This window comes from Xanthobacter autotrophicus ATCC 700552 (genome assembly GCF_043194565.1).
Lineage (GTDB): Bacteria > Pseudomonadota > Alphaproteobacteria > Rhizobiales > Xanthobacteraceae > Xanthobacter > Xanthobacter autotrophicus_F.
In genome coordinates, this window is record NZ_JBAFVS010000001.1 from 60,950 (window position 1) to 83,514 (window position 22,565).

Genomic DNA, 22,565 nt, shown 5'->3' on the forward strand with positions numbered 1-22,565 from the left:
TCACTCGCGACCCTTGGCAAGGGCGGGAAAGGGGATGGTGTTGGCGGGCGGCGGCTCCGGCGCCAGGCCGAGGCGCACCACGGGCGGATGGCGCGGGTCGTAGCCCTTAGGCTTCTCGTCCCTGAAGGTGCGGCTGCGGGCGACGAGGAAATCCACCAAATGGTTGCGCACCGTGTAGAAGTCCGGCTCGCGGTGGATGGTGTCGCGGCGGCGGTCGGCCGGCAGCGGGTTCTCCACCACCTCGGCCACCATGGCCTGCGGGCCGTTGGTCATGAGCACGATCTTGTCGGCGAGGTAGATGGCCTCGTCCACGTCGTGGGTGATCATCACCACGGTCTGTCCGGTGGACTTGCAGATGCGCCGCACCTCGTCCTGCAGCGTGCCGCGGGTGAGCGCGTCCAGCGCCGAGAACGGTTCGTCCATGAGCATGATCTTGGGCTCGATGGAGAGCGCCCGGGCGATGCCCACGCGCTGGCGCATGCCGCCGGACAGCTCCGCCGGCTTCTTGGCCTCGTTGCCCTTGAGGCCCACGAGATCGATGAAGCGCTTCGCCCGCTCCTCCACCTCGGCCCGCTTCGCCTTGCGCCAGCGGGAGGAGACGGCATAGGCCACGTTGCCCATCACGCTCCGCCACGGCAGCAGGGCATGGCCCTGGAAGATGACGGCGCGGTCGAGGCTCGGCCCCGCGATGGCCTGCCCGTCCACCACCACCACGCCGTCGGAGGGGGTCTCCAGCCCGGCGAGGATGTTGAGCACGCTGGTCTTGCCGCATCCCGAATGGCCGATGATGCAGACGAACTCGCCGCGCGGCACCTGCAGCCACAGGTCCTCGAAGATGGTGGTGAAGCCGCCCCCCGCCGCCGGATAGCGCCGGGCGATGCCCTCGATGGAGATGAAGCGTTCGGCGTTCACGGTCGCCGCGAATGTCCTGGTCATGGCGCTCACTCCGGAAAGGTCACGCGCTTCTGCAAGCGCGCCAGGATCAGGTCGAGCACCATGCCCACGACGCCGATGAGCAGGATGCCCACGATGACATTGGCGATGGAGAGGTTGTTCCACTCGTTCCACACGAAGTAGCCGATGCCGGTGCCGCCCACGAGCATCTCCGCCGCCACGATCACCAGCCAGGCGATGCCGATGGAGATGCGCATGCCGGTGAGGATGGTGGGCGCCGCCGCCGGCAGGATCACCGTGAAGGCCCGCCGCCACGGCCCCACTTCCAGGGTGCGGGCGACGTTCAGCCACTCCTTGCGCACCGCCCCCACGCCGAAGGCGGTGTTGAGCAGCATGGGCCACACCGAGCAGATGAAGATGACGAAGATGGCCGAGAGCGCGGAATCCTTGATGGTGTAGAGCGCGAGCGGCATCCAGGCGAGCGGCGAGATGGGTTTCAGCACCTGGATGAAGGGGTCAAGCGCGCGGTAGGCGAGCGGCGACATGCCGATGAGAAAGCCCACCGGCACCGCCACCATCACCGCCAGGCCGTAGCCGATGAACACCCGGCCGATGGAATAGAGCAGCTGGAGGCCCAGCCCCTTGTCGTTCGGCCCGTTGTCGTAGAACGGCCGCTTCAGGTTGTCCCAGAGCTTTTGCGCCACGTCGAGCGGCCCCGGCATGGCCGATTTCGCCCCCTCGGTGGCGATGCCCATGAGCTTGGCATATTCCGGATCGAGCGCCGGCCCCGTGCTTGCGCTCGGGGTGACGGCGATCTGCCAGAGCACGCACAGGGCGACGAACAGCAGCACCGAGAGCAGGCCGGCGCGCACGCCGAGGCTCTTCACGGCTCAGCTCCGCTTGATGGCGAAGGAGGCCACGTATTCGGCCGGTTTCGCCGGATCGAACACCTTGCCCATCACCGAGAACGACTTGGAGGTGGTGGCGGGCGGGGTCAGCCCCATGTCCTTCATCACCTTGGCGGCGTCGGTGGCGAGGAACACCTGGCTGGCGACCGAGGCGTAATCCACCTCGCCCTTGATCTGGCCCCAGCGCTTCATCTGGGTCAGCATCCACACGGCGAAGCTCTCCCACGGGAACGGATCGAAATCGATGCGCTTGGGGTCGTCCTTGATGTTGCCGAGGCCGTCCGCGAACTTGCCCACCAGCACCTGCTCCAGCACCGTCACCGGCGCGTTGAGATAGGCCGGCGGGGCGATGGCCTCGGCCACCGCCTTGCGGTTCTCGGCCTTGGAGGCATAGCCGGTGGCATCGATGATGGCCCGCAGCAGCGCCGCATAGGTGTTGGGCATGGTGGTGATGAACTCCCGGCTCGCCGCGAAGGCGCAGCAGGGGTGCCCATCCCACATGGTCTTGGACAGGGAGTGGATGAAGCCCACGCCGTCGAACACCGCGCGCTGGGCGACGTTGTCGGGGGCGAGGAAGCCGTCGATGTTCTCGGCCCGCAGATTGGCCACCATCTCCGGCGGCGGCACCACGCGCAGCTGCACGTCGGTGTCGGGATCGATGCCGTTCTCCGCCAGCAAATAGCGCAGCAGGTAATTGTGCATGGAGAAGTCGTAGGGGATGGCGAACTTCAGCCCCTTCCACGACTTCACGTCCATCTTGTCCTTGTGCTTGATGCCAAGCGTGAAGGACTGGCCGTTGATGTTCTCGATGGCGGCGGTGACGAAGGGGATGGGGTTGGAGCCGAGGCCCTGGGAGATGGCCAGCGGCATGGGCGCCAGCATGTGCGCGGCGTCATATTCCTTGTTGATGGTCTTGTCGCGGATCACCGCCCAGCCGGCGGTCTTCACCACCTCCACGTTCAGGCCGTGCTTCGTATAGAAACCCATGGGGTGCGCCATGATGATGGGGGTGGCGCAGGTGATGGGGATGAAGCCCACCTTCAGGTCGGTCTTCTCCGGCTTGCCGGTGGCGGCGAATGCCTCGGTGGCGGCGTCCAGCGGGAAGAAGGTGGCCAGCGCCGCCGCGGCGGTGGAGGCGCCCACCGCCTTGAGGAACGCCCGGCGCTTCATGTCGTTGGGAAACAGCGCACGCATGAGGCCGGAGGCCACCACATCGCGATAGCGCGCCTCGTCGCCGAGCCCCGCCGCCCGTTCCGCCGCCGCATGCTCCTCAGGCGTCGCATGGCGCCCGCACAGGCAGCGGCCGAGCTTCGACTTCAGCGAGAACGGGTTCGAGAACATCGACATCAGGGCTCTCCGTGAGGGCGGGTTGCGAGGGTTCGTGGGCAGGTGACGCTGGGCAGGTGACGCTGGACAGGTGACGCTTCGTGATGGCAATGCCCGTGCCATGCCCTAGCCGGGGATGGGCACGGGGGGTGGTGTGGCGAGCGCCTTGCGCGCCAGCATGTGGCTTTTGGGATCGTTGACCGAGCAGACCGCCAGCAGCCTATCGCCCGCGAAATACCGCACGCAGAAGCGTCCGGCGGCCATGTCGCCTTCCGTCTCGGTGCGCTCGAAGCCGTCGAGGAGACCGGCGATCTGGAGCTTCACATCGTATTGATCGGACCAGAACCAGGGGATAGGATCATATGCAACGACACCACCCGTGATCGCTTTTGCAGCAGCCTTGGCCTGATCGATAGCATTCTGCACGGATTCAAGGCGCACGCGCCGGCCATAGAGCCTGCTCGGAAATGAGGCGACGTCGCCGGCGGCATAAATGTCCGGCACGCTGGTGCGGGTCGTCTCGTCCACCCGGATGCCGTTCTCCAGCACCAGCCCCGCCTCGGCCGCCAGTTCCGTATTGGGCACTGCGCCCACGGCGGAGAGCACGAGATCGGCCGGCAGCACCCGCCCGTCGGCCAGCTCAACGCCCGTCACCCGCTCCGGGCCGATCAGCCGGGCCACGCCCACGCCGGTGAGAATGGTGACGCCGTTGCCCTCGTGCAAAGCGCGGGCGAAGTCGGAGATGGTGGAACAGGCGACGCGGGCGAGCAGGCGCGGCAAGCCTTCCACCACGGTCACGTCGAGGCCGAGTTTCCTCGCCTTGGCGGCCACCTCGAGGCCAATATAGCCGCCGCCGATGATGACGAGCTTCGCCCCCGGCGCCGCCGCGGCACGAAAGTGCTTCACGTCGTCGATGGAGCGGATGGAGAAGACCCCGCTAAGTTCCGCCCCCGGCACCGGCAGCGCGCGGGCGCGGGTGCCGGTGGCGATCAGCAGGGCGCCATAGGCGAGGCGGGAGCCGTCCGCCAGTTCCACCGCCTTCTCGGCCGGCAGCAGCCGGGTGACGCGGGTGCCGAGGCGCAGGTCCACGCCGGCATCCGCATAGAATTTGGGCGCCTTCAATTCGAGCCGGTCCTCGGTCATCTCGTCGCCGAGATAGGCCTTGGAGAGCGGCGGGCGCTGGTAGGGCAGATAGGACTCGTCGCCGATCACGACCATGTCGCCGGCATGGCCCTCGGCCTTCAGGGAGGTGACGGCCTGCGCCGCCGCCTGCCCCGCCCCGACGATGACGACGGGGGCGCTCATAGCGCCGCCCCCGCCTCTCCGGCCGCGAGCGCGGCGGCGACGAAGTCCAGCCGGTCCTGGCCGAAATAGAGTTGCCCGTTCAGCACGTAGGAGGGCGAGCCGAACACCCCGGCCTCGATTGCCGCCACCGTGTTGCGCTGGATCTGCTCGGCGGCGGCCACGCTCTCAGACAATTCCACAAGGCGCGCGCCATCCAACCCCACTTCGTCGGCGAGGCGGATGAGGTTGGCGCGGTCGGAAATCTGGATGTCCCGCGCCCACACCGCACCGAGGCAGGCGAAGATGAGGGCTTCGGGGTCGATCCCCTCAGCCTGCGCGGCGGCAATCAGGTGGCAGGCGGGCAGCGTGTTCGTGGGCCAGAAGGCCGGCTCGGTGGTGATGGGGATGCCGCGCAGCCTAGCCCAGCGCACGATATCCTGCTTGCGATAGGCATTGCGGACGGGGGACTGCTTCGCCGGGGCGGTGGAGCCGCCCTCGGCGAAGACTTTCAGGATGTCCACGGGCCGCCAGAGAATGCTGGCGCCGTGCTCGCGCGCGATGGCGACGAGGCGGGGGTGCCCCAGATAGGCATAGCCCGATTGAGGGCTGAAATAGCAGGTGATCTCGGGCACGGTGGTGACTCCTTCGGTTCAGGCCGTGGCCGCCGCCGGATGCCCCTCCTCGATGGGGAGCGCCGGATCGCGCGACCACTCGTTCCAGGAGCCAAAATACATCTTCACGTCCTTTACCCCCGCTTCTTTCAGCGCGAGGAAGGTGTTGGACGCCCGCGCCCCTTTGAAGCAGTAGAGATAGACCGGGGTATCAGGTGAAATACCCACGGTGGCGCACTCGGCCAGGATCTCGGGGGCGGACTTGAAGCGCGGGCCTTCGGCCGTGGGCTTCATCATGCGGTACCATTCGATCCACTTGGCGCCGGGGATGCGGCCCTTGCGCGGGCAGAAGTCCTTGCCATAGGGCGAGGAGCTTTCGCCGATCCACTCGTCCACGTCGCGCACGTCGAGCTTGGCGACAGCGGGGTCCTCCACCGCCGCGAGCATGGCGGCGGCATCGATGATCACCTCGCCTGCGGCCTCGTCCACCGGGAAGGAGGCGGCCTTCGGCTCGGGCACGGCGGTGGTGACCGGCAGGCCGGCGGCCTCCCAGGCGGCGAAGCCGCCGTGCAGCACCTTGATCTTGGGATATCCGAGGAAGGTGAGCAGGAAATAGCCGCGGCAGGACTGGCCGAAGCCCGAATTCATGGACTGCTCGTAGATCACCGCCGTCTCCTTGCCGGAGAGGCCGGCCTTGCCGAAGGCATCGGCGAACCTGGCGCGCAGTTCCGCATAGCCCTCGGGGGTCGAGGTGGCGAGGAAGGTGAAGATCTCGTGGAGGTTCACCGCGCCGGGCACATGCCCGGCGGCGTAGCTCTCGGGATTGCGCGTATCGATGACGACCGTGGGTTCGGACAGGATCAGCGCGGACAGGTCGGGCGGCGAAATCAGGATGGTGCTCATGGTGATCCCCTCTCGCAGGGTGAATGACGAGAAAACCGGAAGGTTTCGGGAGCTTTTCGCCCCTCGCTTGTTGTGAATTTCAGATCTGGCGCCGGCTTGCGCGGCTTCATCACGCAAACCGACGAGCCGCTTTTGGAATCGGCTAGGCCGGCATCTGGTCCAGCATCAGTTTCAACTGCTTGGTGGCCGGCGTGACGATGGCGACGAAATAGGCCTCGCGCAGGCGGCGCTGGCAGCGGCTGGCCCGCACATAGCCGCGGGCGCCGCAATGGAGCATGGCGTTGTGGGCCGCCTCCACGCTCGTCTCGCCGGCGAGAAGGCGGGCCGCCACCACGCGGCGCCAATAGTCCGGGCTGGTGTCGAAGGGGGTCTGCGCCAGCGCGTTCACCTCCGCCTCCATAGTGGCCAGCGTCTCGGCCATGGCGTCCGGCTGCACGTCGAGGAAGCGGTTGACGTGGCCCAGCGGTCCCTCCACCTCCCGCATCATGGCGATGCAGTCGCGGATCAGGCCGATGGCCATGCCCGCCTGCAGCAGGATGAAGCCGGCCCGCATGGTCGTCACGAAGGGCATGGCCTCGTGCGCCAGCACCATGTCGTCGGGCACGAACAGGTCGCGGACCTGCACCCCATAGGTGCCGGTGCCGTCCATGGACAGGAAGGGCTCGCAGGGCTTCAGCGTCACCGCCGGATCGGCGCAGTCGATGAGCGCCATCACCGGCTCGCCGCCGTCCAGAGCGAAGATGGCGCCGAAGAAATGGTCGGGGCCGAGGTTCGACACCCAGGGCAGGATGCCCTTCACCCTGTAGCCGCCGTCCACGCGGGTGCCCTTCAGCTTCAGCGTCTCGATGCCGAAGAAGGACTTCATGGGGTTGGAAAGCGCCGTGCCGCCGAGCACATGGCCGGTGGCGGCGGCGGCGAGATACTTCGACCGGGCGGCGGCATTCTGCGAATTGATGAGATACCAGACCAGGGTGTTCTGGCACCACGCCATGAAGGCGGACGAGGTGCACACCTCGGAGATGCGGCTCATGCCCTCGATGGCGGCGCCAAGCGGGTGGCCGTCGGCCAGATGCAGGCGGAAGGCGCCGGCGTCGGCGAAGCGGTGCAGCAGGGTGGCCGGATAGGTGCCCTCGTCGATGGCTCGGGTCCAGGCGGACAGGTCGGTCACCGCGATCTTGCCGATCTCGGCGAGGGCTGCCCCGGCATCGAGGTCGGAAGCGGACAGGTCATGCGGAGACAAGGCGGTCACGGCGGTCAATGACATGGCAATCCTCTGGCAATCCTCTGGTCCCGGAAGGCGGTGGCATGCCCGGATCGACCGGGCATGCCGTGGAGCGGGGGCGGCCTCAGGCCAGCGCCACCTCAAGATTGACCGGGCGCACGAAGGTGTTGGCCACGGGCGACCACTTGGTGACGTGGGAGATGAGGGCGTCGACCTCTTCCTTCGGCACGCCGTCGCACTCCATCTCCACCTTCACGCGCACGTCGGTGAAGCCCACCGGCTTCTCGCTCACGTCGCCGGTGCCCCACACCGCGGTGATGTTGAGATCGCCTTCCAGCTGGAGTTCCAGCTTGCGCACGGTCCAGCCGCGATGCACCGCATTGGCGTGGAGCCCCACCGCCAGGCAGGAGCCGAGCGCCGCCAGCGACGCCTCGGACGGATTGGGAGCGGTGTCGTCGCCGAGCAGGCCCGGGGGCTCGTCCACAATGTAGGGGGCGAGGTTGCGGATGTAGTTGGCATGCCGGAAGCGCCCCTCGGCCACCGTCTTGCACTTCAGGGTCTTGATGACCTTGGGGTCGGCCTTGCCGGCGGCGATGAGCTTCTCGAGCCCGTCCTTGTCGATGGGGGCGAGACAGCCCGTGGTCGCCTCGGGCATCAGGCAGCCGGTCAGGACGGTGTTGGGTTGAGACATCCGGTTCTCCTGGAGAGTGTAGACAGACCGGTCTGTCTTATGCATGGCGCGTGCCAGATGCAAGGCCGAGGCAGCGCGTCCACCGGGAAACGCTGTTTCCTTTTAAGAAGGTTGGATTTTCCCTCGTTCAACGTCGGGATTGCGCGGCATGATTCCTGCCTGTATTTAACAGACAGGTCTGTCTTTGTGCCCACCAAAGCGGCACAGTGGTGAGAAGCGATGCAGCAGGCAAAAACGGCGCAGGCCCAGACGGGGAAGATGAAGGCCCAGGCGGGGCAGGCTCAGGCGGCGCAGGCCCAGCCGGGGAAGATGAAGGCCCCGCGCTCCTCCAATCCCCACCATGCCCCGGAGCCGGCTCCCGACGCGGAGCCCAAGGCCCGGGAGCGCATCATCGCCGCCGCCACGCGCCTGTTCTGCCAATACGGCATCACCGCCGTGGGCGTGGACGCGGTGGTGGCGGAGGCGGCCACGGCCAAGGCGACGCTCTACAAAGCGTTCGGCTCCAAGGAACGGCTGGTGGAAGCGGTGCTGGAACGCGAGGGCGCGGCCTGGCGCGACTGGTTCCTTGGCGAACTGCTCAAGGGAGAGGCAACGCCCCTCGCCCGCCTGCGCCGCATCTTCCCGGTGCTGCGCGCATGGTTCGGCGACGAGCGTTTCTTCGGCTGCCCGTTCATCAATGCGGTGGCCGAACACGACAAGAGGGACGATCGCATGCGCCAGATCGCCCTTGCCCACAAGAAGGTGGTGCTCGCCACACTCGCCCGCCTCGCCGCCGAGGCCGGCGCCCGGGACCCGGACGGCGCCGCCCATCAGCTAGGACTGCTCATCGACGGGGCCATCGTCGCCGCCATGATCACGCAGGACGAGAATGTCGCCCTCCTCGCCGGAGAGACCGCCGACCTGCTGCTCGCCCGCATGACCGCCGCCGAGGCCGCCTGAGCCAGGTTCGCGCCGGCCTCCGCCCACGCCGGGCCGGCCCCCAAGGACCCATGACGGCCCTGTGCGCGAGGCCGCTGGACGGCCCCGACTTTCCGTCCGCACGACTGAAATTCACCCCTCCCAATTGTGCAGCCGCGCCAGCTTGACGGCCCGCCCCGGCGCCCCCAATACGGTCGGCAAAGCGCCTCGGGAGGAAATATCATGCGTATTCGCGCCGCCATGCTTCGCACGTCCCCTGTGAGCAAGCCCTATGGGCAGACGCGCCCGCTCTCCATTGAAACGGTTGAACTCGCGCCGCCCCAGGCCGGCGAAGTCCTGATCAAGATCGCGGCGGCCGGCCTGTGCCATTCGGACCTGTCGGTGATCAACGGCGACCGTCCCCGCCAGCTGCCCATGGTGCTCGGCCACGAGGCGTCCGGCGTGGTGGTGGAGCCCGGTCCCGGCGTGACCGACCTTAGCCCCGGCGACCATGTGGTGATGAGCTTCGTGCCCACCTGCGGCACCTGCCCCTCCTGCCTCGACGGGCGCGCCCAGATGTGCGGCCCCGGCCAGGCCGCCAACGGCGCCGGCACCCTGCTCGGCGGCGGCCGGCGGCTCACCTGCGACGACGGCACCGATGCCTACCATCTGTGCGGCATTTCCGGCTTCGGCGAATATGCGGTGATCTCGCGCCGCTCCATCATCAAGATCGACCCCGAGATGTCGCTGGTGGATGCCGCCCTGTTCGGCTGCGCGGTGATGACCGGCGTCGGCGCCATCGTGAACACCTGCGGCGTGCGGCCCGGCCAGACCGTCGCCGTGGTGGGCCTCGGCGGCGTCGGCCTCTCGGCGGTGATGGGCGCGGTGGCGGCGGGGGCGGAGCAGATCGTCGCCCTCGACCTGTCGCCGGCCAAGCTCGACATCGCCCGCTCCTTGGGCGCCACCGACACCTTCCTCGCCAGCGATCCCGACATCGTGGACGCCGTGAAGACGGCAACCAAGGGCGGAGTAGACCATGCGGTGGAGATGGCCGGCTCAGCCCCGGCCTTCGAACTGGCCTACAAGATCACCAAGCGCGGCGGTACCACCGCCACCGGCGGCCTCGCCAACCCCAACGCCCGCGTCTCGCTGCCGCCGGTGCACCTGGTGGCGGAGGAGCGCACCATCAAGGGCAGCTACATGGGCAGTTGCGTGCCGCCGCGCGACATTCCGCGCTTCATGGCGCTCTACCAGCGCGGCAGGCTGCCGGTGAACCGCCTGCTCTCCTCCACCGGTCCGCTGGACGAGATCAACGAAGGCTTCGACCGCCTCGACCGCGGCGAGGTGGTGCGGCACGTCATCGTCTATTGATCCGCATGCGGCGGGGACGGACTTCCCTTCCCCGCCGCATGGCACGTGCGTTGACGCGATTTCTTGACGCGAACCGGTATCCACGTCGCTCAAAAACGCTCTAAAGTCGCGCCGCATCGAACAGGAGAAGCCATGCGCGCCGTCATCCGTCTCGCCGTGGTCGCGGCGCTCGCCCTCGGCCTCGGCGGCTGCGACAAATGCGGCAACTGGTTCGGCCAGGGCAAGCCGAACGCCTGCCAGTCCGGCACGCCCAAATAGGCATCCGGATATCCGGAATAGTTTTCGGGACGCCCGGCAGCCTCACCGCACGTTGGGATTGGGCACCCGGCCCTTTTCCGCCTTCAGCCGCGCGATCTCGGCACGGATGGGACCGAACGGCCCGTATTTGTGCTGCGCCTCGGAAAAGCTGTCCGCATAGGGGCCGTAAGGGGCGTCCACGGGCTTGTCGAGAAGGTCCGGAAAGTCCCGGTCCAGCCCTTCGCGATGGGGCCGCTTCTGGCTCGCCACATGGGCGGCCACGTCCCACGCATCTTCCGGCGCCAGCACCGGCATGACCCAGCTGACGCCGTTCGGCATGTTGTCATGGACGAAATTGGCGATGGTGACGAGCCGGTTCATGCCCGCGCCGTCATTGAAGCTGTCCGGCCCCCAGAGCGGCGGAACCCCATAGCCGAAGCTTGCATCCACCGTGTTGCGGCGCAGCCCCTCGCCGCCCGCCCGGTGGCAGGCGACGCACGTCTGCGCATAGACCACCGCCCCCCGCGCGGGATCGGCCGGCCGGTCGAGCACCGCGATGGCGCCTGCCCCCGCCCCTTCGATCTTCCCGTCCTTTGGCAGCGCCGAGGACAGGAGGGTGAGATAGGCGAGAAGGGCGCGCATGGGCCGCGCGTCCCGCGGCATGGTGCGCCCGTTCATGGAGCGGGTCATGCAGCTGTCGATGCGGTCCGCGAGGTCCGCCCGCTCGCCGGTGCGGGTGGAATATTGCGGATAGTCCGCCGCGGCGGCCACCAGCGGCAAGCCGAACTTCTTGCGGCCCGCATTGAGATGGCAGTTGACGCAGGCCAGGTTGTTGCCGGCGAAGCGCTGGGCGGGGTCGGCCGCGTCGGGTCCGATATGGCGCGCGCTTGCCTCCAGCACCGAGCGGCCGTAGCGGACAAGCCGGCCTTCCTCGTCGTCCGGCAGGAGATCGATATCGGGAATATCCCACACCGCAATGCGGGCATTGGCCGAGGCCAGACTGGTGGCGAGATCGGCCGCGGGCGGCGGCGTGCGAGGCGCGGCCTGCTGCCCGCGCGCCGCGCCCGTAAATGCCCCCATCAGGATAAGGCCCGCCACAAGGCTCACCGCCCCCACGCGCCGCTCCGTCATTCTCCGCCGCATCTGTCCCCCCGATTTGCTTTTGCGATGCCCGAAAAGGCCCGTCTTTGTTGCAACGCCGGCATGGCGCGGCTATAAGCGCGCCTTCGTTCGCGGCATGCGCCCCCCTGGAGGCGTGCCGGCGGCCGAAGACGCGTGCCCGGATCGGGACACGCGTTATCGTAGAATCTTATCAATGTTAGGACGAGTGCCATGACTGCCATCAAGGAACTGAAGGCTGTGGCGCGCCCGCGGGCCGGCAAGGGGGCCGCCCGTGCCGAGCGCCGCGCCGGGCGCGTGCCCGCCGTGATCTACGGCGAGAAGCAGGAGCCGGTGACGATTTCGCTGAACTTCCGCGAAATCAACAAGACCATCTACGCCGGCCACTTCCTCACCACGCTGTTCGAGATCGACGTGGACGGGACCAAGCACCGCGTGATCCCCCGCGACTACCAGATGGACGTGGTGAAGGACTTCCCCCTCCATGTGGACTTCCTGCGCGTCTCGCAGGGCGCAACCGTGACGGTGGAAGTGCCGGTGCACTTCGTGAAGCAGGAGGCCTCCCCCGCCCTCAAGGCCGGTGGCACCCTCAACGTCGTGGCCCACACCGTGGAGCTGGACTGCCCCGCCGAGTCGATCCCGGCCTCCGTCGAGGTGGACCTGACCGGTGCCGACTATGGCGACACCTTCCACCTGTCCGGCCTCAAGCTGCCCGCGGGCGTGACCTGGGCCGGCCATGGCGATGACACGCTGGCCACCGTGGTCGCCCCGTCGGGCCAGGCGGATGCCGCGGCCGAAGACGCCGCCGAAGCGGCCAAGGCCTGAGTCTGCGCCCCCTGATCCTGCTGTCGCCCTGACAGCGGGGTCGCTCTGTCGTTCCAACACCTGAGAACGCGTTGTCCGATCCGCTTGCGGTCCAGGCGGATCGGAGCGTGCTCAAGCGCTTTCGGGCCGGAGGAAAGCCACATGTTCCTGTTCGCAGGGCTCGGCAATCCCGGCCCGAAATATGCCGGCAACCGGCACAATATCGGCTTCATGGCGCTCGACGCCATCTGCCGCCGCCACCGCCTCGGCCCGCTGCGCCGCCGCTTCCAGTCCATGGCGGCGGAAGGCGAGATCGCCGGCGAAAAGGTGATCGCGCTGTTCCCCGAAACCTACATGAACGAGAGCGGGCGCGCCGTCTCCGAGGCGCAGCGCTTCTACAAGATCCCGCTCGACCACATCTTCGTCTTCCATGACGAACTGGACCTGCCGCCGGCCAAGCTGCGCATCAAGAAGGGCGGCGGCAATGCGGGGCATAACGGCCTCAGGTCCATCACCGCCCAGTGCGGCAACGATTATTTCCGCATCCGCCTCGGCATCGGCCATCCCGGCGACAAGGCGCTGGTGCATGCCTATGTGCTCAACGACTTCGCCAAGAGCGAGAAGCCGTGGCTCGACGCCATCTGCGACGCCTGCGCCGATTTTGCCGACCTGCTGACCCAGAAGCGGCCGGAGGAGTTCCAGAACCGCGCGCACCTGTTCCTCGACGCGCAGGGCTTCGGCGAGCAGAAGCGGGTGGGCGAGAAGGGCTGAGCCGCGCCGGCGATGCGGCCCGGCATGTTGGTCCCACGGGTTGCGGAGCCACGCCGTGAGGGGATATGCGGAGGGCAAGAGCTGTCCCCGCGACACCCCTCGCCATCTGACACTGCTGCCCCGACACCGGCCGGCGGCCAACCCTGAGCGTTCCATGGGCTTCAAATGTGGCATCGTCGGGCTTCCCAACGTGGGCAAGTCCACCCTTTTCAACGCGCTCACCCAGACCGCGGCGGCGCAGGCGGCGAATTATCCGTTCTGCACCATCGAGCCCAATGTGGGTGACGTGGCGGTGCCCGATCCCCGGCTCGATTCGCTGGCCGCCATCGCCGGCTCGGGGGCGATCATCCCCACCCGGCTCACCTTCGTGGACATTGCCGGCCTGGTGCGCGGCGCCTCCAAGGGCGAGGGCCTGGGCAACCAGTTCCTCGCCAACATCCGCGAGTGCGACGCCATCGCCCATGTAGTGCGCTGCTTCGAGGACGGCGACGTGACCCATGTGGAGGGCAAGATCTCCCCGGTGGACGACATCGAGACCATCGAGACCGAGCTGATGCTCGCCGACCTCGAAAGCCTGGAGAAGCGCGCCAGCGCCATGGAGAAGAAGGCCAAGGGCGCCGACAAGGAGGCCAAGGAAACCCTGGACCTCATGACCCGCGCCCTCGTCCTGCTGCGCGAGGGCAAGCCCGCCCGCCTCGCCCAGGTGAAGCCGGAGGAGGAGAAGATGTTCTCCATGCTCGGCCTCATGACCGCAAAGCCGGTGCTCTACGTGTGCAACGTGGAGGAGGCCTCGGCCAAGGAGGGCAATTCCCTGTCCGCGCAGGTGTTCGAGCGGGCGAAGCTTGAAGGCGCCATGGCGGTGGTGGTCTCGGCCAAGATCGAGAGCGAGATCGCCGTCCTGCCCCCCGAGGAGCAGAAGGACTATCTGGACGCCATCGACCTGGAGGAACCGGGCCTCAACCGGGTGATCCGCGCCGGCTACGAATTGCTCCAGCTCGTCACCTACTTCACCGTGGGGCCGAAGGAGGCGCGGGCCTGGACCATCACCGCCGGCACCAAGGCTCCGGCGGCAGCGGGGGTGATCCATACGGATTTCGAGAAGGGCTTCATCCGCGCAGAGACCGTCGCCTACGACGATTATGTGAAGTTCAAGGGCGAGGGCGGCGCCCGCGAGGCCGGGCGCTTCCGCCTGGAAGGCAAGGAGTATGTGGTCGCCGACGGCGACGTGCTGCACTTCCGCTTCGCCAACTGAAGCCATTGGCTAAGCCCGCGCGGCGCCCGGTTCCGGCTGTTGCCGGAACCGCTCTCAGGATTCGCAACTCGGGGTCTCCCCGAGTTGCGAAGCGTAACTCACTTGGCATCGGTCGAAGACCGAGGCCGATGGTATAGGGAACCGGGCATGGGCGGGCGCGAGGGGCCGGTGGAGATCGGCCGTTTCACCTTCACGAAGGCCGAGATCGTGCGCTTCGCGCTGGCCTTCGATCCCCAGCCCTTCCATGTGGACGAGGCCGCCGCCGCCGCCTCCCCTTTCGGCGGCCTGGTCGCGTCCGGCTGGCACACGGCCTGCGTCTGGATGGGCCTGTTCGTGCGCGCCAACGGCGCCGTGGCCGGCCTGGCGCCGGATCATCCCGCGGTGCTCTCGCCGGTGGGCGTGGGCTTCGGCATGACCGACCTGAAATGGCTCGCGCCGGTGCGGGCGGGCGACACCATCGTCTTCTTCACCGAGGTGCTGGAAGCCCGCCCCAGCGGCAGCCGCCCCGGCTGGACCATCTTTCACCGCCGCAACAGCGCCCGGCGGGAGGACGGCACGCAAGTCCTCACCTTCGAGCTGAAGCACATGGCGCCGGGATCCTGACGCGGGCCATGGGCATTAAATCCGCCCACCGCGCCGCCCGTTATCCCCACCCCACCTTGACGTTTGCGGCATCCTCGCCTTCCATCGCAGTCCAACGACAGGAGGGACGCCTTGCCCGACATCTTCTTCGAAGATTTCATCATCGGTGAGGTGAAGACGTTCGGCTCGCACCAGTTCGGCGAGGAGGAGATCATCGCGTTCGCGCGCGAGTTCGATCCCCAGCCCATGCATCTGGACCAGGCGGCGGGCAAGGCATCCCTGCTCGGCGGCATGGCGGCCTCCGGCTGGCACACCTGCGCCATCATGATGCGGCTCATCTGCGACGGCTTCCTGCTGCGCACCGCCGGCCTGGGCTCGCCCGGCATCACCGAGAACAAGTGGCTCGCCCCGGTGTTTCCCGGCGACGTGCTGACCCTGCGCCGCACCGTGCTGGAAAGCCGCACCTCCAAAAGCAAGCCGGACATGGGCCTCGTGACCTTCCGCTTCGAGCTGGTGAAGGCGGACAAGACCGTGGCCATGTCGCAGGTCGGCGTCATCATGATCAGCCGCCGCAATCCGGGAGCCCGCCTCGCATGACCTATTTCGAGGAACTGGAAATCGGCGACCACGAGGTGCTGGGCCGCCACACCTTCACCGAAGCCGAGATGATCGCCTTCGCCCGGCTCTATGACCCCCAGCCCTTCCATGTGGATCCCGAGGCGGCCAAGCGCAGCCATTTCGGCGCGTTGGTGGCCTCCGGCTGGCACACGGCGTCCATGTGGATGAAATTCTTTATCGCCTTCAACACCGGATCGACCAAGGCCCTGGAGGCCAAGGGCGGGCGGATGCTGGAGGTGGGCCCCTCCCCCGGCTTCACCAACCTGCGCTGGCTTAAGCCGGTCTATGCGGGCGACACCATCACCTACGCCACCGAGGCGCGGGAGAAGATCGCCACCCGTGGGCGCCCCCAATGGGGCCTGCTGAAGGCCTATAATTCCGGCACCAACCAGCACGGTGACCTGGTGATCGATTTCGAAAGCGCGGTGCTGGTGGCCCGCCGCGGCTGAGCAGCCGGTTTGAAAATTAGGCTCGCAGCCCTCTGCGGCGCTTCGGCACTGTCATGGGTAGTCCCGGCCATGACGGGAGTGGTCGCGGCAATGCCCCATTTTTCAACGTCAATGGAGCACGTAAACCGAAGCCCTGCCACCGACGATGGCACCCACCCTCAGCCCTCCAGCTCTTCCTTCAGGATTTCGAGCCGCAGCCATTCTTCTTCCGCCGTGTCCAGCGCGCCCTGTGCCTCGGTGAGCGCCGCGGAGGTCTTCTGGAAGCGGGCGGGGTCGCGGGCGTAGAGGGCGGGGTCCGCCAGTTCAGCCGCGATCTTCTCCACCTTGGCCTTGAGCGTCGCCATGGTCTTGGGCAGGGTTTTCAGCGCATGCTGCTCATGGAAGGACAGCTTGCGCCTGTCCTTGCCCGACGCCGCGGCCTGCGGCGGGGCCGCACCCTTGCCATCCGAGGCGCTGCTTTTGGCCTTCGCCGCCGGCGCGCCCTTGTCCCGCGCCTCCACGCCGCGGCCGCGCTGGGTCACCATGTCCGAATAGCCGCCGGCATATTCGCGGAACACGCCGTCGCCTTCGGCGACAATGACGCTGGAGACCGTGCGGTCGAGGAAGTCACGGTCGTGGCTTACCAGGATCACCGTGCCGGGATAGTCGGCCACCATCTCCTGGAGCAGGTCGAGGGTTTCGAGGTCCAGGTCGTTGGTGGGCTCGTCCAGCACCAGCATGTTGGACGGCAGCGCCAAGGCCCGCGCCAGCATGAGCCGGCCGCGCTCGCCGCCCGACAGCACCGAGAGCGGCGCGTTGGCCTGGTCGGGCGAGAACAGGAAGTCCTTGAGATAGCCGATGACATGCTTGGGCAGGCCGCCCACCATCACCTGGTCCGAGCCGCCGCCGGTGAGCGCATCCTTCAGCGTGGTGGTGGGGTCGAGGGCGGCGCGCTTCTGGTCGAGGCTGGCGATCTCCAGATTGGTGCCGAGCCTCACCGTGCCGCCGTCGGGGGCAAGCTCCCCGGTCAAGAGCTTGATGAGCGTGGTCTTGCCCGCGCCGTTGGGGCCGATGATGCCGATGCGGTCACCGCGCAGGATGCGGGTGGAGAAATCCTTCACCACCGCCCGGTCGCCGTAGGACTTGGAAATGCCCTTGGCCTCGATGACCAGTTTGCCGGAGGTCTCCGCCTCGCTCACCGAGAGCTTCACGTTGCCGACGGCGCGGCGCTCGTCCCGGCGGTCGCTGCGCATGGAATGCAGCAGGCCGAGGCGCCGGACATTGCGCTTGCGCCGCGCGGTGACGCCGTAGCGCAGCCAGTCCAGCTCCGCGACGATCTTGCGATCGAGCTTGTGGCGCTCGGTTTCTTCCTGCTCCAGCACCTCGTCGCGCCAGGCCTCGAAGCCGGAAAAGCCCTGTTCGAGCCGCCGGGTCTGGCCCCGGTCGAGCCACACCGTGGCGCGCGACAGGGTTTCCAGGAAGCGCCGGTCATGGCTGATGAGCACGATGGCCGAGCGCAGCCCCCTCAGCTCGCTTTCCAGCCATTCGATGGCGGGCAGGTCGAGGTGGTTGGTGGGCTCGTCGAGGAGCAGCACGTCCGGCTCGGGGGCGATGACGCGGGCGAGCGCCGCCCGCCGCGCCTCGCCGCCGGAAAGGTTGGAGGGGTCTTCCCGACCGGTCAGGCCGAGTTCGTCGAGCAGGTATTGGGCGCGATACTCCTGATCCCCCGGCCCCATCCCCGCCTCCACATAGGCCAGGGTGGTGGGGTAGCCGGAAAAATCGGGCTCCTGCGGCAGATAGCGCACGGTGGTGCCGGGCTGGAAGAATCGGGTGCCGGAATCCGGCGCCACCATGCCCGCCGCCACCTTCAGCAGCGTCGACTTGCCGGAACCGTTGCGCCCGACAAGGCACACGCGCTCGGAGGCGGAAACGGAAAGTTCCGCCCCGTCGAGCAGGGGTGTCGCGCCGAAGCGCAGATGGATGTCCTGGAGGAGAACGAGGGGAGGAGCCATGGCGCCGGATTAAAGCCCCCGGCGCCGGAACGCAAAGGGGTTGCTGCGGCGCCCGCCGCTCAGCTCGGGTCCAGCGACAGCGAAACGTCCCGCCCGGACACAAAAACCCGGCCGGGAGCGTCCCGTCAAACCATCAATGTAGGGTGGAAGATCCGTTGATCTTGGTCATCTGGTCCTTAAGGACCAGCTTTTTGCGCTTCAATTCGGCAATGCGAACGGGGTCGGAAGCCGGATGGGCAAGTTCGCGATTGAGTTCCTGCTCAATGGCCTGGTGGCGCCGCTTCAACTCCTGAAGGTGCGACTGGATGGACATTCTAAGCCTCTCCCTGTCTGCAACACGACATCAGTTTGTCACGGAGCCGACGAAGAGTCGATTGCCTTTCTCGCTCATCCGGCAAGCTCCCATCTTGCGGTGCGGCAAGCGCGTGCCATAGTCAGTCTCAAATGCGGGGGAAGGCCGGCGGGCCGTTCCAACTTTGGGAAGCAACCGTTTTTCCAGGGCCTCGGCAATGCGGCAGCGGGGTCGCGCGTTTGTTTCCACGGGGGTCTGCCGGCGCCATTCGGCGCGATGCTCCCCTGGATGTGGATGGCGACCCTGCCGGTGACGGATGTGGGAATGACGAGCGACGACGAACGGGAACTCAGGGTCCATCTGGAGCGGCTGAAGCAGGAGCATCGCGACCTCGACAGTGCCATCGATGCGCTGACGGCGGTCGCCGGCTCGGACGTGCTTCAGGTCCAGCGCCTGAAGAAACGCAAGCTGCAGTTGAAGGACCGCATCAGCCAGGTGGAAGACCAGCTGTTCCCGGACATCATCGCCTGAGGCTGCAGCGGACCCCGCGCGGCGACGCTCGCAGACCGGTGCCGTTGGGATGAGACCCTCCGGCCGAGGCCGGAGGGTCATGGGGCGGGGTTGCCCTCAGAGCTGGGCGAGCAGGGCCGCGGCGCTGGAGATATCGGCCTTGGAGGGCACGTCCTCCACGTTGAGGCACGTCACCACGCCGTCCTCCACCACCATGGAATAGCGCTTGGAGCGCACGCCGAGGCCGGCCGCAGAGCCGTCGAAGGTGAGGTCCAGGGCGGTGGCGAACGAGGCATCCGGATCGGCCAGGAACACGATCTTGCCGTCGGCGCCGGAGGCCTTCTCCCAGGCGCCCATGACGAAGGGATCGTTCACCGAAACCACGGCGATGGCATCCACGCCCTTGGCCGTGATGGCGTCCGCCTCGTGCACGTAGCCCGGCAGGTGGTTCTTGTGGCAGGTGGGCGTGAAGGCGCCCGGCACTGCGAACAGCACCACCTTCTTGCCCTTGAAGATCTCGTCGGTGGTCTTCGGCACGGGGCCGTCTTCGGTGAGAACGCGGAAGGTGGCGCTGGGCAGTTTTTCGCCGACCGAAATGGGCATCGTTGTCTCCGAAAGTCGCAGGCCGTTCCGGCCCGCCCCGACAATACGGGGTTCTACGGCGGAGAAAAGCGCGTCGGGAGGTTCATCCGGCCGTCGTTTCGACGCCCGCGCACCGGCTCAGGGCGCCGGCACGGGCACCGGCACCGTGGTGGTGATTGCCTTCGCGCCGTCCACCAGGGTCAAGGTGATGAGCGCCCCCGCCGGGTCCACCCCCGACGGCACGCCTTCGAGCGGCACCACGAAGCGGGCCGCCCCGTCGGGCAGCGCGGTCTTCTGCGGCAACGGCAGGGCCCAATGCGCATCGGGACCCTCGGCGAACAGGTCCGCCTTGGGGCTCGCCGCCTTCACCTCGATGACGAGGCGGCGCGGCAGCGTCGTCGTATCGATGGCCATGGATCGCACCGAGGGTGCATCGCCCGCCCCCAGCGCCTGCGGCGTCGGCACGGTGGCGCGGGCGGCGGCGATGCGCGCCGCATCCGCCCCGCCGGCAGCGTCGATGACCAGGGACAGGTCCACCTTCGCCGGCATGCACAGGGCCTCGCAGACGGCAAAATCGAATGCGATCCGGAGCCGCGCGGGCTGGGCGGGATCGGCAAGCTCAACCTTCAGCGGAAACAGAACCGCGCCCTTGTAGCCGATGGCGAAGCCGCCGCCGCCATCAGCAAAGCGCTTCGGGGCCGGCCACGCGATGGTGACGCCGGCCACGTTCTGCGAGCCCTCGAAGGACAATGCCGGCGGCACGCCGCTGTCGCCGGGATAGCGCCAATAGGTTTTCCAACCGGGCGCGAGGCGCACCTCGATGCCGGCATCCACATGGGCGCCCGATACCGTCCCGGCGATGAGTTCCACCTCGGCGCCGGGAACTCTGGAAAGGGCCTGCGCATCGGCCGCCGGAGCGGCAAGCCACAGGCCCGACAGGGAAAGGGCGGCGAGCCCCATACGGCCGCTTCCGGCAAACTTGTGCAACGAGATCATGCCCCAGCGGGTAGCCTCTCCGCGGCACCGCGCAAAGCCCCCTGCGTGCACAAGCGTGTGACAGCGGAAGACGGGGCAAGCCATTCCGGCACCCGCGCCCGGTGGCGCCGCGCTCAATTCGCATTTCCAAAAGCGCGGATGCGCGGTACCCTTCCGTGATGATTGCGAGCCAGAAACCCAACGTCCCAAGCGGGGGGTCGAGCTTTCTCGACGGGCAGTTGCTCATCGCCATGCCCACCATGCGCGACGAGCAGTTTGCGCGCACCCTCGTCTATCTGTGCGCCCACTCGGCAGAGGGGGCCATGGGCATCGTGGTGAACCAGCCGGCGAGCCACATCGACTTCACCGACCTTTTGGTCCAGCTCGACGTGATCCCCTCGGCCGAGCGCATCCTGCTGCCCAAGAGCGCCGGGGCGGTCAAAGTCCTGCGCGGCGGGCCGGTGGAGACCGGGCGCGGCTTCGTGCTGCACTCGGCCGACTATTTCGTCGAGAACTCCACCCTGCCCATCGACGACGGCATCTGCCTGACGGCGACGCTGGACATCCTGAAGGCCATTGCCGGCGGTCACGGGCCGCGCAGCGCCGTGCTGGCGCTGGGCTATGCCGGATGGGCGCCCGGCCAGCTGGAGACGGAGATCCAGGCCAACGGCTGGCTGAACTGCCCGGCCGATTCGGATCTCATCTTCGGCGAGGGGGTGGACACCAAGTACAACCACGCCCTGCGCAAGCTGGGGATCGATCCCGGCATGCTCTCCAGCGAAGCCGGCCACGCCTGACGCCGGCACGGCCGGCGGCTATGCCAACGGCCCCGGTCTTCGACCGGTGCCGAGAGGGCGACGCCCAGGCGCCGCGCCGGCTTGAACCCATCCTGTGGGATCAGCCCTCGCCCCAGCGGCGGGGGCGGTAGAAGGTGTGCACCCCGATGCGGTCGAGCTTGCGCATCTCCCGCACCCAGCTCGGATGCACCCAATAGGCATGATAATGGGTGGCCCGGCCCACGCTGGTCAGCCACAATTTGCCGTCCAGCATGTCGGCGGCGATATCCTTGGCCTGCACCCACATGTCCGGCTCGCGCACCACGTCGCGCACATTGTCGCAGGCGAAGGTGAACTGGCAGGCCAGATGCCGGTGGGCATTCTGATAGACGGCGCCGCACACGTCGTTGGGGTAGTAGCCCGAGAACACCCGGTTGACGATGACCTGCGCCACCGCGACCTGCCCCCGCTTGGGCTCCCCCCGGCTTTCGAAATAGATGGCTTCCGCCAGGCACTTCCGGGCCCGTGCCAGTTGCTCGCCGGCAAGGCTGAGGCGCTGGGCGGGCGAGGGCCAGATGCCGTCGCGCTCGCCATCCTCCGCCGCGTCCACCGCCTCCGCGTCGGCACTGGTGGCGATCTCAACCTGCCCGTCCGGTCGCGGGGCCGGCAGCGGCACGAGGCCCTGCTCGGCCAGGGCGTGATATTCAAAAGCCAGCGCCGGAAACACGTCGGGATCGCGGCTGAAGACCGCCACCGGATCGTGATGGAGCGCCGGCTGGGCCTCCGCCTCTTGCGGAAGCGGGGCGGGTGCCGCCGCGTCGGCAGGGACGCCCTCGCGCACGGCGCCGAAATCGGGACCGAAGGACGCATCCTCGGCGATGGGGCCGGAATTGTCCTGGATCAGCGGCAATTCCAGCAACAGGTCGAGGGCGAGTTCGAGATGGGGATGGCTCGGCCCGGTGCGCGCGGGCACATCCTCGGCGTCGAGCACCAGCGGCGGGGGATAGGCGAAGGCGTCGTCGTCCGACGCCGTCGCCACCGTGGCACCGGACGAGGGGGCCGGGTGGTCCGCAACCGGCGCGCCGGCGATGATGGCGGCCCTCAACGCCTCGGGCGGCACGGCCACATCGGTGAGCGAGGCGATGACGATGGCCGCCCCCGGCCGAATCACCCGCGGCGCGTCCGATGACGCCGCGCGCGGCTCCGGCAGGCCAGTGCCGATGGGCTGGGGCAGGTCGAGGGTGCTGACCTTCAGCGCCCGCGCCGGCCCGGCCAGCGTGACGAACCCGCTGGCGGGTGAACGGGTATCGGCGCCATCCGCCCCCGCACTTGCGGGCGGCACGGCGGCGAAAGCGGCGGCAAGCAGGACAGGCGACGCGAACCGCCTGATGCGTGTCCCTCGGTCTCGGCGAAACTCCATGGCTCCTGCCCTTGACGTGTCATCATGTCCCTAATGGGGCGCCGAAGCGTTGCCCGGCGGTGACACGCAAGAGCATTGTC

The 22,565-nt window shown here is 67.9% G+C and carries 25 protein-coding genes; 11 read left to right on the forward strand and 14 right to left on the reverse strand.

The features are described 5' to 3' along the window. The 8 genes from V5F48_RS00270 to V5F48_RS00305 form a co-directional block, all read right to left on the reverse strand. Positions 1 to 936 carry an ABC transporter ATP-binding protein gene (locus V5F48_RS00270; RefSeq protein WP_394038911.1) on the reverse strand — a complete coding sequence of 312 codons (936 nt, stop codon included), beginning with the start codon at positions 934 to 936 and terminating at the stop codon, positions 1 to 3. Between the two features lie 5 nt (positions 937 to 941). After that, positions 942 to 1,781, reverse strand: a complete 840-nt coding sequence (gene ntrB / locus V5F48_RS00275; protein WP_394038913.1) for a nitrate ABC transporter permease — start codon at positions 1,779 to 1,781, stop codon at positions 942 to 944. Between the two features lie 3 nt (positions 1,782 to 1,784). Beyond that, complete coding sequence (locus tag V5F48_RS00280) at positions 1,785 to 3,149, reverse strand: CmpA/NrtA family ABC transporter substrate-binding protein (protein ID WP_394038915.1); 1,365 nt, start codon at positions 3,147 to 3,149, stop codon at positions 1,785 to 1,787. 105 nt (positions 3,150 to 3,254) lie between these two features. After that, positions 3,255 to 4,433, reverse strand: a complete 1,179-nt coding sequence (locus V5F48_RS00285) for an NAD(P)/FAD-dependent oxidoreductase (protein WP_394038917.1) — start codon at positions 4,431 to 4,433, stop codon at positions 3,255 to 3,257. Continuing rightward, positions 4,430 to 5,044 (reverse strand): 2-hydroxychromene-2-carboxylate isomerase, encoded by a 615-nt coding sequence (locus tag V5F48_RS00290; RefSeq protein WP_394038919.1) that lies wholly within the window; start codon positions 5,042 to 5,044, stop codon positions 4,430 to 4,432. Before V5F48_RS00290 ends, V5F48_RS00285 begins: the two co-directional genes overlap by 4 nt. Before the next feature lie 18 nt (positions 5,045 to 5,062). Further along, the gene (locus tag V5F48_RS00295) at positions 5,063 to 5,926 is read right to left on the reverse strand and encodes a sulfurtransferase (RefSeq protein ID WP_394038921.1); all 864 of its coding nucleotides are present in this window, start codon (positions 5,924 to 5,926) and stop codon (positions 5,063 to 5,065) included. Between the two features lie 142 nt (positions 5,927 to 6,068). Then, positions 6,069 to 7,190: an acyl-CoA dehydrogenase gene (locus tag V5F48_RS00300; RefSeq protein WP_394038923.1), complete on the reverse strand. Its 1,122-nt coding sequence runs from the start codon at positions 7,188 to 7,190 to the stop codon at positions 6,069 to 6,071. 82 nt (positions 7,191 to 7,272) lie between these two features. Then, positions 7,273 to 7,839 carry an OsmC family protein gene (locus V5F48_RS00305; protein WP_394038925.1) on the reverse strand — a complete coding sequence of 189 codons (567 nt, stop codon included), beginning with the start codon at positions 7,837 to 7,839 and terminating at the stop codon, positions 7,273 to 7,275. A gap of 219 nt (positions 7,840 to 8,058) precedes the next feature. On the opposite strand from V5F48_RS00305, the gene V5F48_RS00310 reads away from it, so the two are divergent. The 3 genes from V5F48_RS00310 (at position 8,059) to V5F48_RS00320 (ending at position 10,365) form a co-directional block, all read left to right on the forward strand. Next, entirely contained in the window at positions 8,059 to 8,778 is a 720-nt protein-coding gene (locus tag V5F48_RS00310; RefSeq protein WP_394038927.1) for a TetR/AcrR family transcriptional regulator, read from the forward strand. Positions 8,779 to 8,979: 201 nt separating this feature from the next. Beyond that, positions 8,980 to 10,107 (forward strand): zinc-dependent alcohol dehydrogenase family protein, encoded by a 1,128-nt coding sequence (locus V5F48_RS00315; protein WP_394038929.1) that lies wholly within the window; start codon positions 8,980 to 8,982, stop codon positions 10,105 to 10,107. Between the two features lie 132 nt (positions 10,108 to 10,239). After that, complete coding sequence (locus tag V5F48_RS00320; protein WP_269149865.1) at positions 10,240 to 10,365, forward strand: hypothetical protein; 126 nt, start codon at positions 10,240 to 10,242, stop codon at positions 10,363 to 10,365. Between the two features lie 42 nt (positions 10,366 to 10,407). Here V5F48_RS00320 and V5F48_RS00325 read toward each other — a convergent pair whose 3' ends face one another. Continuing rightward, positions 10,408 to 11,475, reverse strand: coding sequence for a c-type cytochrome (locus V5F48_RS00325; RefSeq protein WP_394038931.1), 1,068 nt, complete (start codon positions 11,473 to 11,475; stop codon positions 10,408 to 10,410). Between the two features lie 201 nt (positions 11,476 to 11,676). Between V5F48_RS00325 and V5F48_RS00330 the strand changes: the two genes are divergently transcribed. The 6 genes from V5F48_RS00330 to V5F48_RS00355 all read left to right on the forward strand — a co-directional run bounded on the left by V5F48_RS00330 (position 11,677) and on the right by V5F48_RS00355 (position 15,939). Continuing rightward, a complete protein-coding gene (locus tag V5F48_RS00330) occupies positions 11,677 to 12,288 on the forward strand; it encodes a 50S ribosomal protein L25/general stress protein Ctc (RefSeq protein ID WP_394038933.1) in 612 nt (203 codons plus the stop codon). Between the two features lie 141 nt (positions 12,289 to 12,429). Next, positions 12,430 to 13,038: an aminoacyl-tRNA hydrolase gene (pth, locus tag V5F48_RS00335; RefSeq protein WP_394038935.1), complete on the forward strand. Its 609-nt coding sequence runs from the start codon at positions 12,430 to 12,432 to the stop codon at positions 13,036 to 13,038. Between the two features lie 154 nt (positions 13,039 to 13,192). After that, positions 13,193 to 14,290, forward strand: a complete 1,098-nt coding sequence (ychF, locus tag V5F48_RS00340) for a redox-regulated ATPase YchF (RefSeq protein ID WP_394038937.1) — start codon at positions 13,193 to 13,195, stop codon at positions 14,288 to 14,290. Between the two features lie 147 nt (positions 14,291 to 14,437). Further along, the gene (locus tag V5F48_RS00345; protein ID WP_394038939.1) at positions 14,438 to 14,893 is read left to right on the forward strand and encodes a MaoC/PaaZ C-terminal domain-containing protein; all 456 of its coding nucleotides are present in this window, start codon (positions 14,438 to 14,440) and stop codon (positions 14,891 to 14,893) included. Positions 14,894 to 15,004: 111 nt separating this feature from the next. Beyond that, on the forward strand, positions 15,005 to 15,469 hold the full coding sequence (locus V5F48_RS00350; protein WP_394038941.1) for a MaoC family dehydratase: 465 nt from the start codon (positions 15,005 to 15,007) through the stop codon (positions 15,467 to 15,469). Beyond that, positions 15,466 to 15,939: a MaoC family dehydratase gene (locus V5F48_RS00355; RefSeq protein ID WP_394038943.1), complete on the forward strand. Its 474-nt coding sequence runs from the start codon at positions 15,466 to 15,468 to the stop codon at positions 15,937 to 15,939. Before V5F48_RS00350 ends, V5F48_RS00355 begins: the two co-directional genes overlap by 4 nt. Before the next feature lie 158 nt (positions 15,940 to 16,097). Here the strand turns inward: V5F48_RS00355 and V5F48_RS00360 are convergent, their stop codons facing one another. Continuing rightward, positions 16,098 to 17,930 carry an ABC-F family ATP-binding cassette domain-containing protein gene (locus V5F48_RS00360; RefSeq protein ID WP_394038945.1) on the reverse strand — a complete coding sequence of 611 codons (1,833 nt, stop codon included), beginning with the start codon at positions 17,928 to 17,930 and terminating at the stop codon, positions 16,098 to 16,100. Between the two features lie 133 nt (positions 17,931 to 18,063). Then, the gene (locus V5F48_RS00365; RefSeq protein WP_012114619.1) at positions 18,064 to 18,243 is read right to left on the reverse strand and encodes a YdcH family protein; all 180 of its coding nucleotides are present in this window, start codon (positions 18,241 to 18,243) and stop codon (positions 18,064 to 18,066) included. A gap of 303 nt (positions 18,244 to 18,546) precedes the next feature. Between V5F48_RS00365 and V5F48_RS00370 the strand changes: the two genes are divergently transcribed. Next, complete coding sequence (locus V5F48_RS00370; RefSeq protein ID WP_394038947.1) at positions 18,547 to 18,753, forward strand: YdcH family protein; 207 nt, start codon at positions 18,547 to 18,549, stop codon at positions 18,751 to 18,753. A 96-nt stretch (positions 18,754 to 18,849) separates the two neighbouring features. On the opposite strand, the gene V5F48_RS00375 is transcribed toward V5F48_RS00370, so the two are convergent. Further along, positions 18,850 to 19,335 (reverse strand): peroxiredoxin, encoded by a 486-nt coding sequence (locus tag V5F48_RS00375; RefSeq protein WP_394038949.1) that lies wholly within the window; start codon positions 19,333 to 19,335, stop codon positions 18,850 to 18,852. A gap of 117 nt (positions 19,336 to 19,452) precedes the next feature. Then, on the reverse strand, positions 19,453 to 20,274 hold the full coding sequence (locus tag V5F48_RS00380) for a protein-disulfide reductase DsbD domain-containing protein (RefSeq protein ID WP_394038951.1): 822 nt from the start codon (positions 20,272 to 20,274) through the stop codon (positions 19,453 to 19,455). Positions 20,275 to 20,468: 194 nt separating this feature from the next. Between V5F48_RS00380 and V5F48_RS00385 the strand changes: the two genes are divergently transcribed. Continuing rightward, positions 20,469 to 21,086, forward strand: coding sequence for a YqgE/AlgH family protein (locus V5F48_RS00385; RefSeq protein ID WP_394039486.1), 618 nt, complete (start codon positions 20,469 to 20,471; stop codon positions 21,084 to 21,086). 100 nt (positions 21,087 to 21,186) lie between these two features. Here V5F48_RS00385 and V5F48_RS00390 read toward each other — a convergent pair whose 3' ends face one another. Further along, entirely contained in the window at positions 21,187 to 22,485 is a 1,299-nt protein-coding gene (locus tag V5F48_RS00390) for a cell wall hydrolase (protein ID WP_394038953.1), read from the reverse strand. Between the last annotated feature and the right edge of the window lie 80 nt (positions 22,486 to 22,565).

Excerpts from the sequence above, each read along its gene's own strand:
- V5F48_RS00270 (WP_394038911.1), bottom strand. The coding sequence starts at position 936 with ATGACCAGGACATTCGCGGCGACCGTGAACGCCGAACGCTTCATCTCC.
- V5F48_RS00280 (WP_394038915.1), bottom strand. The coding sequence starts at position 3,149 with ATGTCGATGTTCTCGAACCCGTTCTCGCTGAAGTCGAAGCTCGGCCGC.
- V5F48_RS00285 (WP_394038917.1), bottom strand. The coding sequence starts at position 4,433 with ATGAGCGCCCCCGTCGTCATCGTCGGGGCGGGGCAGGCGGCGGCGCAG.
- V5F48_RS00295 (WP_394038921.1), bottom strand. The coding sequence starts at position 5,926 with ATGAGCACCATCCTGATTTCGCCGCCCGACCTGTCCGCGCTGATCCTG.
- V5F48_RS00300 (WP_394038923.1), bottom strand. The coding sequence starts at position 7,190 with ATGTCATTGACCGCCGTGACCGCCTTGTCTCCGCATGACCTGTCCGCT.
- V5F48_RS00305 (WP_394038925.1), bottom strand. The coding sequence starts at position 7,839 with ATGTCTCAACCCAACACCGTCCTGACCGGCTGCCTGATGCCCGAGGCG.
- V5F48_RS00310 (WP_394038927.1), top strand. The coding sequence starts at position 8,059 with ATGCAGCAGGCAAAAACGGCGCAGGCCCAGACGGGGAAGATGAAGGCC.
- V5F48_RS00315 (WP_394038929.1), top strand. The coding sequence starts at position 8,980 with ATGCGTATTCGCGCCGCCATGCTTCGCACGTCCCCTGTGAGCAAGCCC.
- V5F48_RS00320 (WP_269149865.1), top strand. The coding sequence starts at position 10,240 with ATGCGCGCCGTCATCCGTCTCGCCGTGGTCGCGGCGCTCGCCCTCGGC.
- V5F48_RS00325 (WP_394038931.1), bottom strand. The coding sequence starts at position 11,475 with ATGACGGAGCGGCGCGTGGGGGCGGTGAGCCTTGTGGCGGGCCTTATC.
- V5F48_RS00330 (WP_394038933.1), top strand. The coding sequence starts at position 11,677 with ATGACTGCCATCAAGGAACTGAAGGCTGTGGCGCGCCCGCGGGCCGGC.
- pth (WP_394038935.1), top strand. The coding sequence starts at position 12,430 with ATGTTCCTGTTCGCAGGGCTCGGCAATCCCGGCCCGAAATATGCCGGC.
- ychF (WP_394038937.1), top strand. The coding sequence starts at position 13,193 with ATGGGCTTCAAATGTGGCATCGTCGGGCTTCCCAACGTGGGCAAGTCC.
- V5F48_RS00345 (WP_394038939.1), top strand. The coding sequence starts at position 14,438 with ATGGGCGGGCGCGAGGGGCCGGTGGAGATCGGCCGTTTCACCTTCACG.
- V5F48_RS00355 (WP_394038943.1), top strand. The coding sequence starts at position 15,466 with ATGACCTATTTCGAGGAACTGGAAATCGGCGACCACGAGGTGCTGGGC.
- V5F48_RS00360 (WP_394038945.1), bottom strand. The coding sequence starts at position 17,930 with ATGGCTCCTCCCCTCGTTCTCCTCCAGGACATCCATCTGCGCTTCGGC.
- V5F48_RS00365 (WP_012114619.1), bottom strand. The coding sequence starts at position 18,243 with ATGTCCATCCAGTCGCACCTTCAGGAGTTGAAGCGGCGCCACCAGGCC.
- V5F48_RS00370 (WP_394038947.1), top strand. The coding sequence starts at position 18,547 with ATGACGAGCGACGACGAACGGGAACTCAGGGTCCATCTGGAGCGGCTG.
- V5F48_RS00375 (WP_394038949.1), bottom strand. The coding sequence starts at position 19,335 with ATGCCCATTTCGGTCGGCGAAAAACTGCCCAGCGCCACCTTCCGCGTT.
- V5F48_RS00380 (WP_394038951.1), bottom strand. The coding sequence starts at position 20,274 with ATGGGGCTCGCCGCCCTTTCCCTGTCGGGCCTGTGGCTTGCCGCTCCG.
- V5F48_RS00385 (WP_394039486.1), top strand. The coding sequence starts at position 20,469 with ATGATTGCGAGCCAGAAACCCAACGTCCCAAGCGGGGGGTCGAGCTTT.
- V5F48_RS00390 (WP_394038953.1), bottom strand. The coding sequence starts at position 22,485 with ATGGAGTTTCGCCGAGACCGAGGGACACGCATCAGGCGGTTCGCGTCG.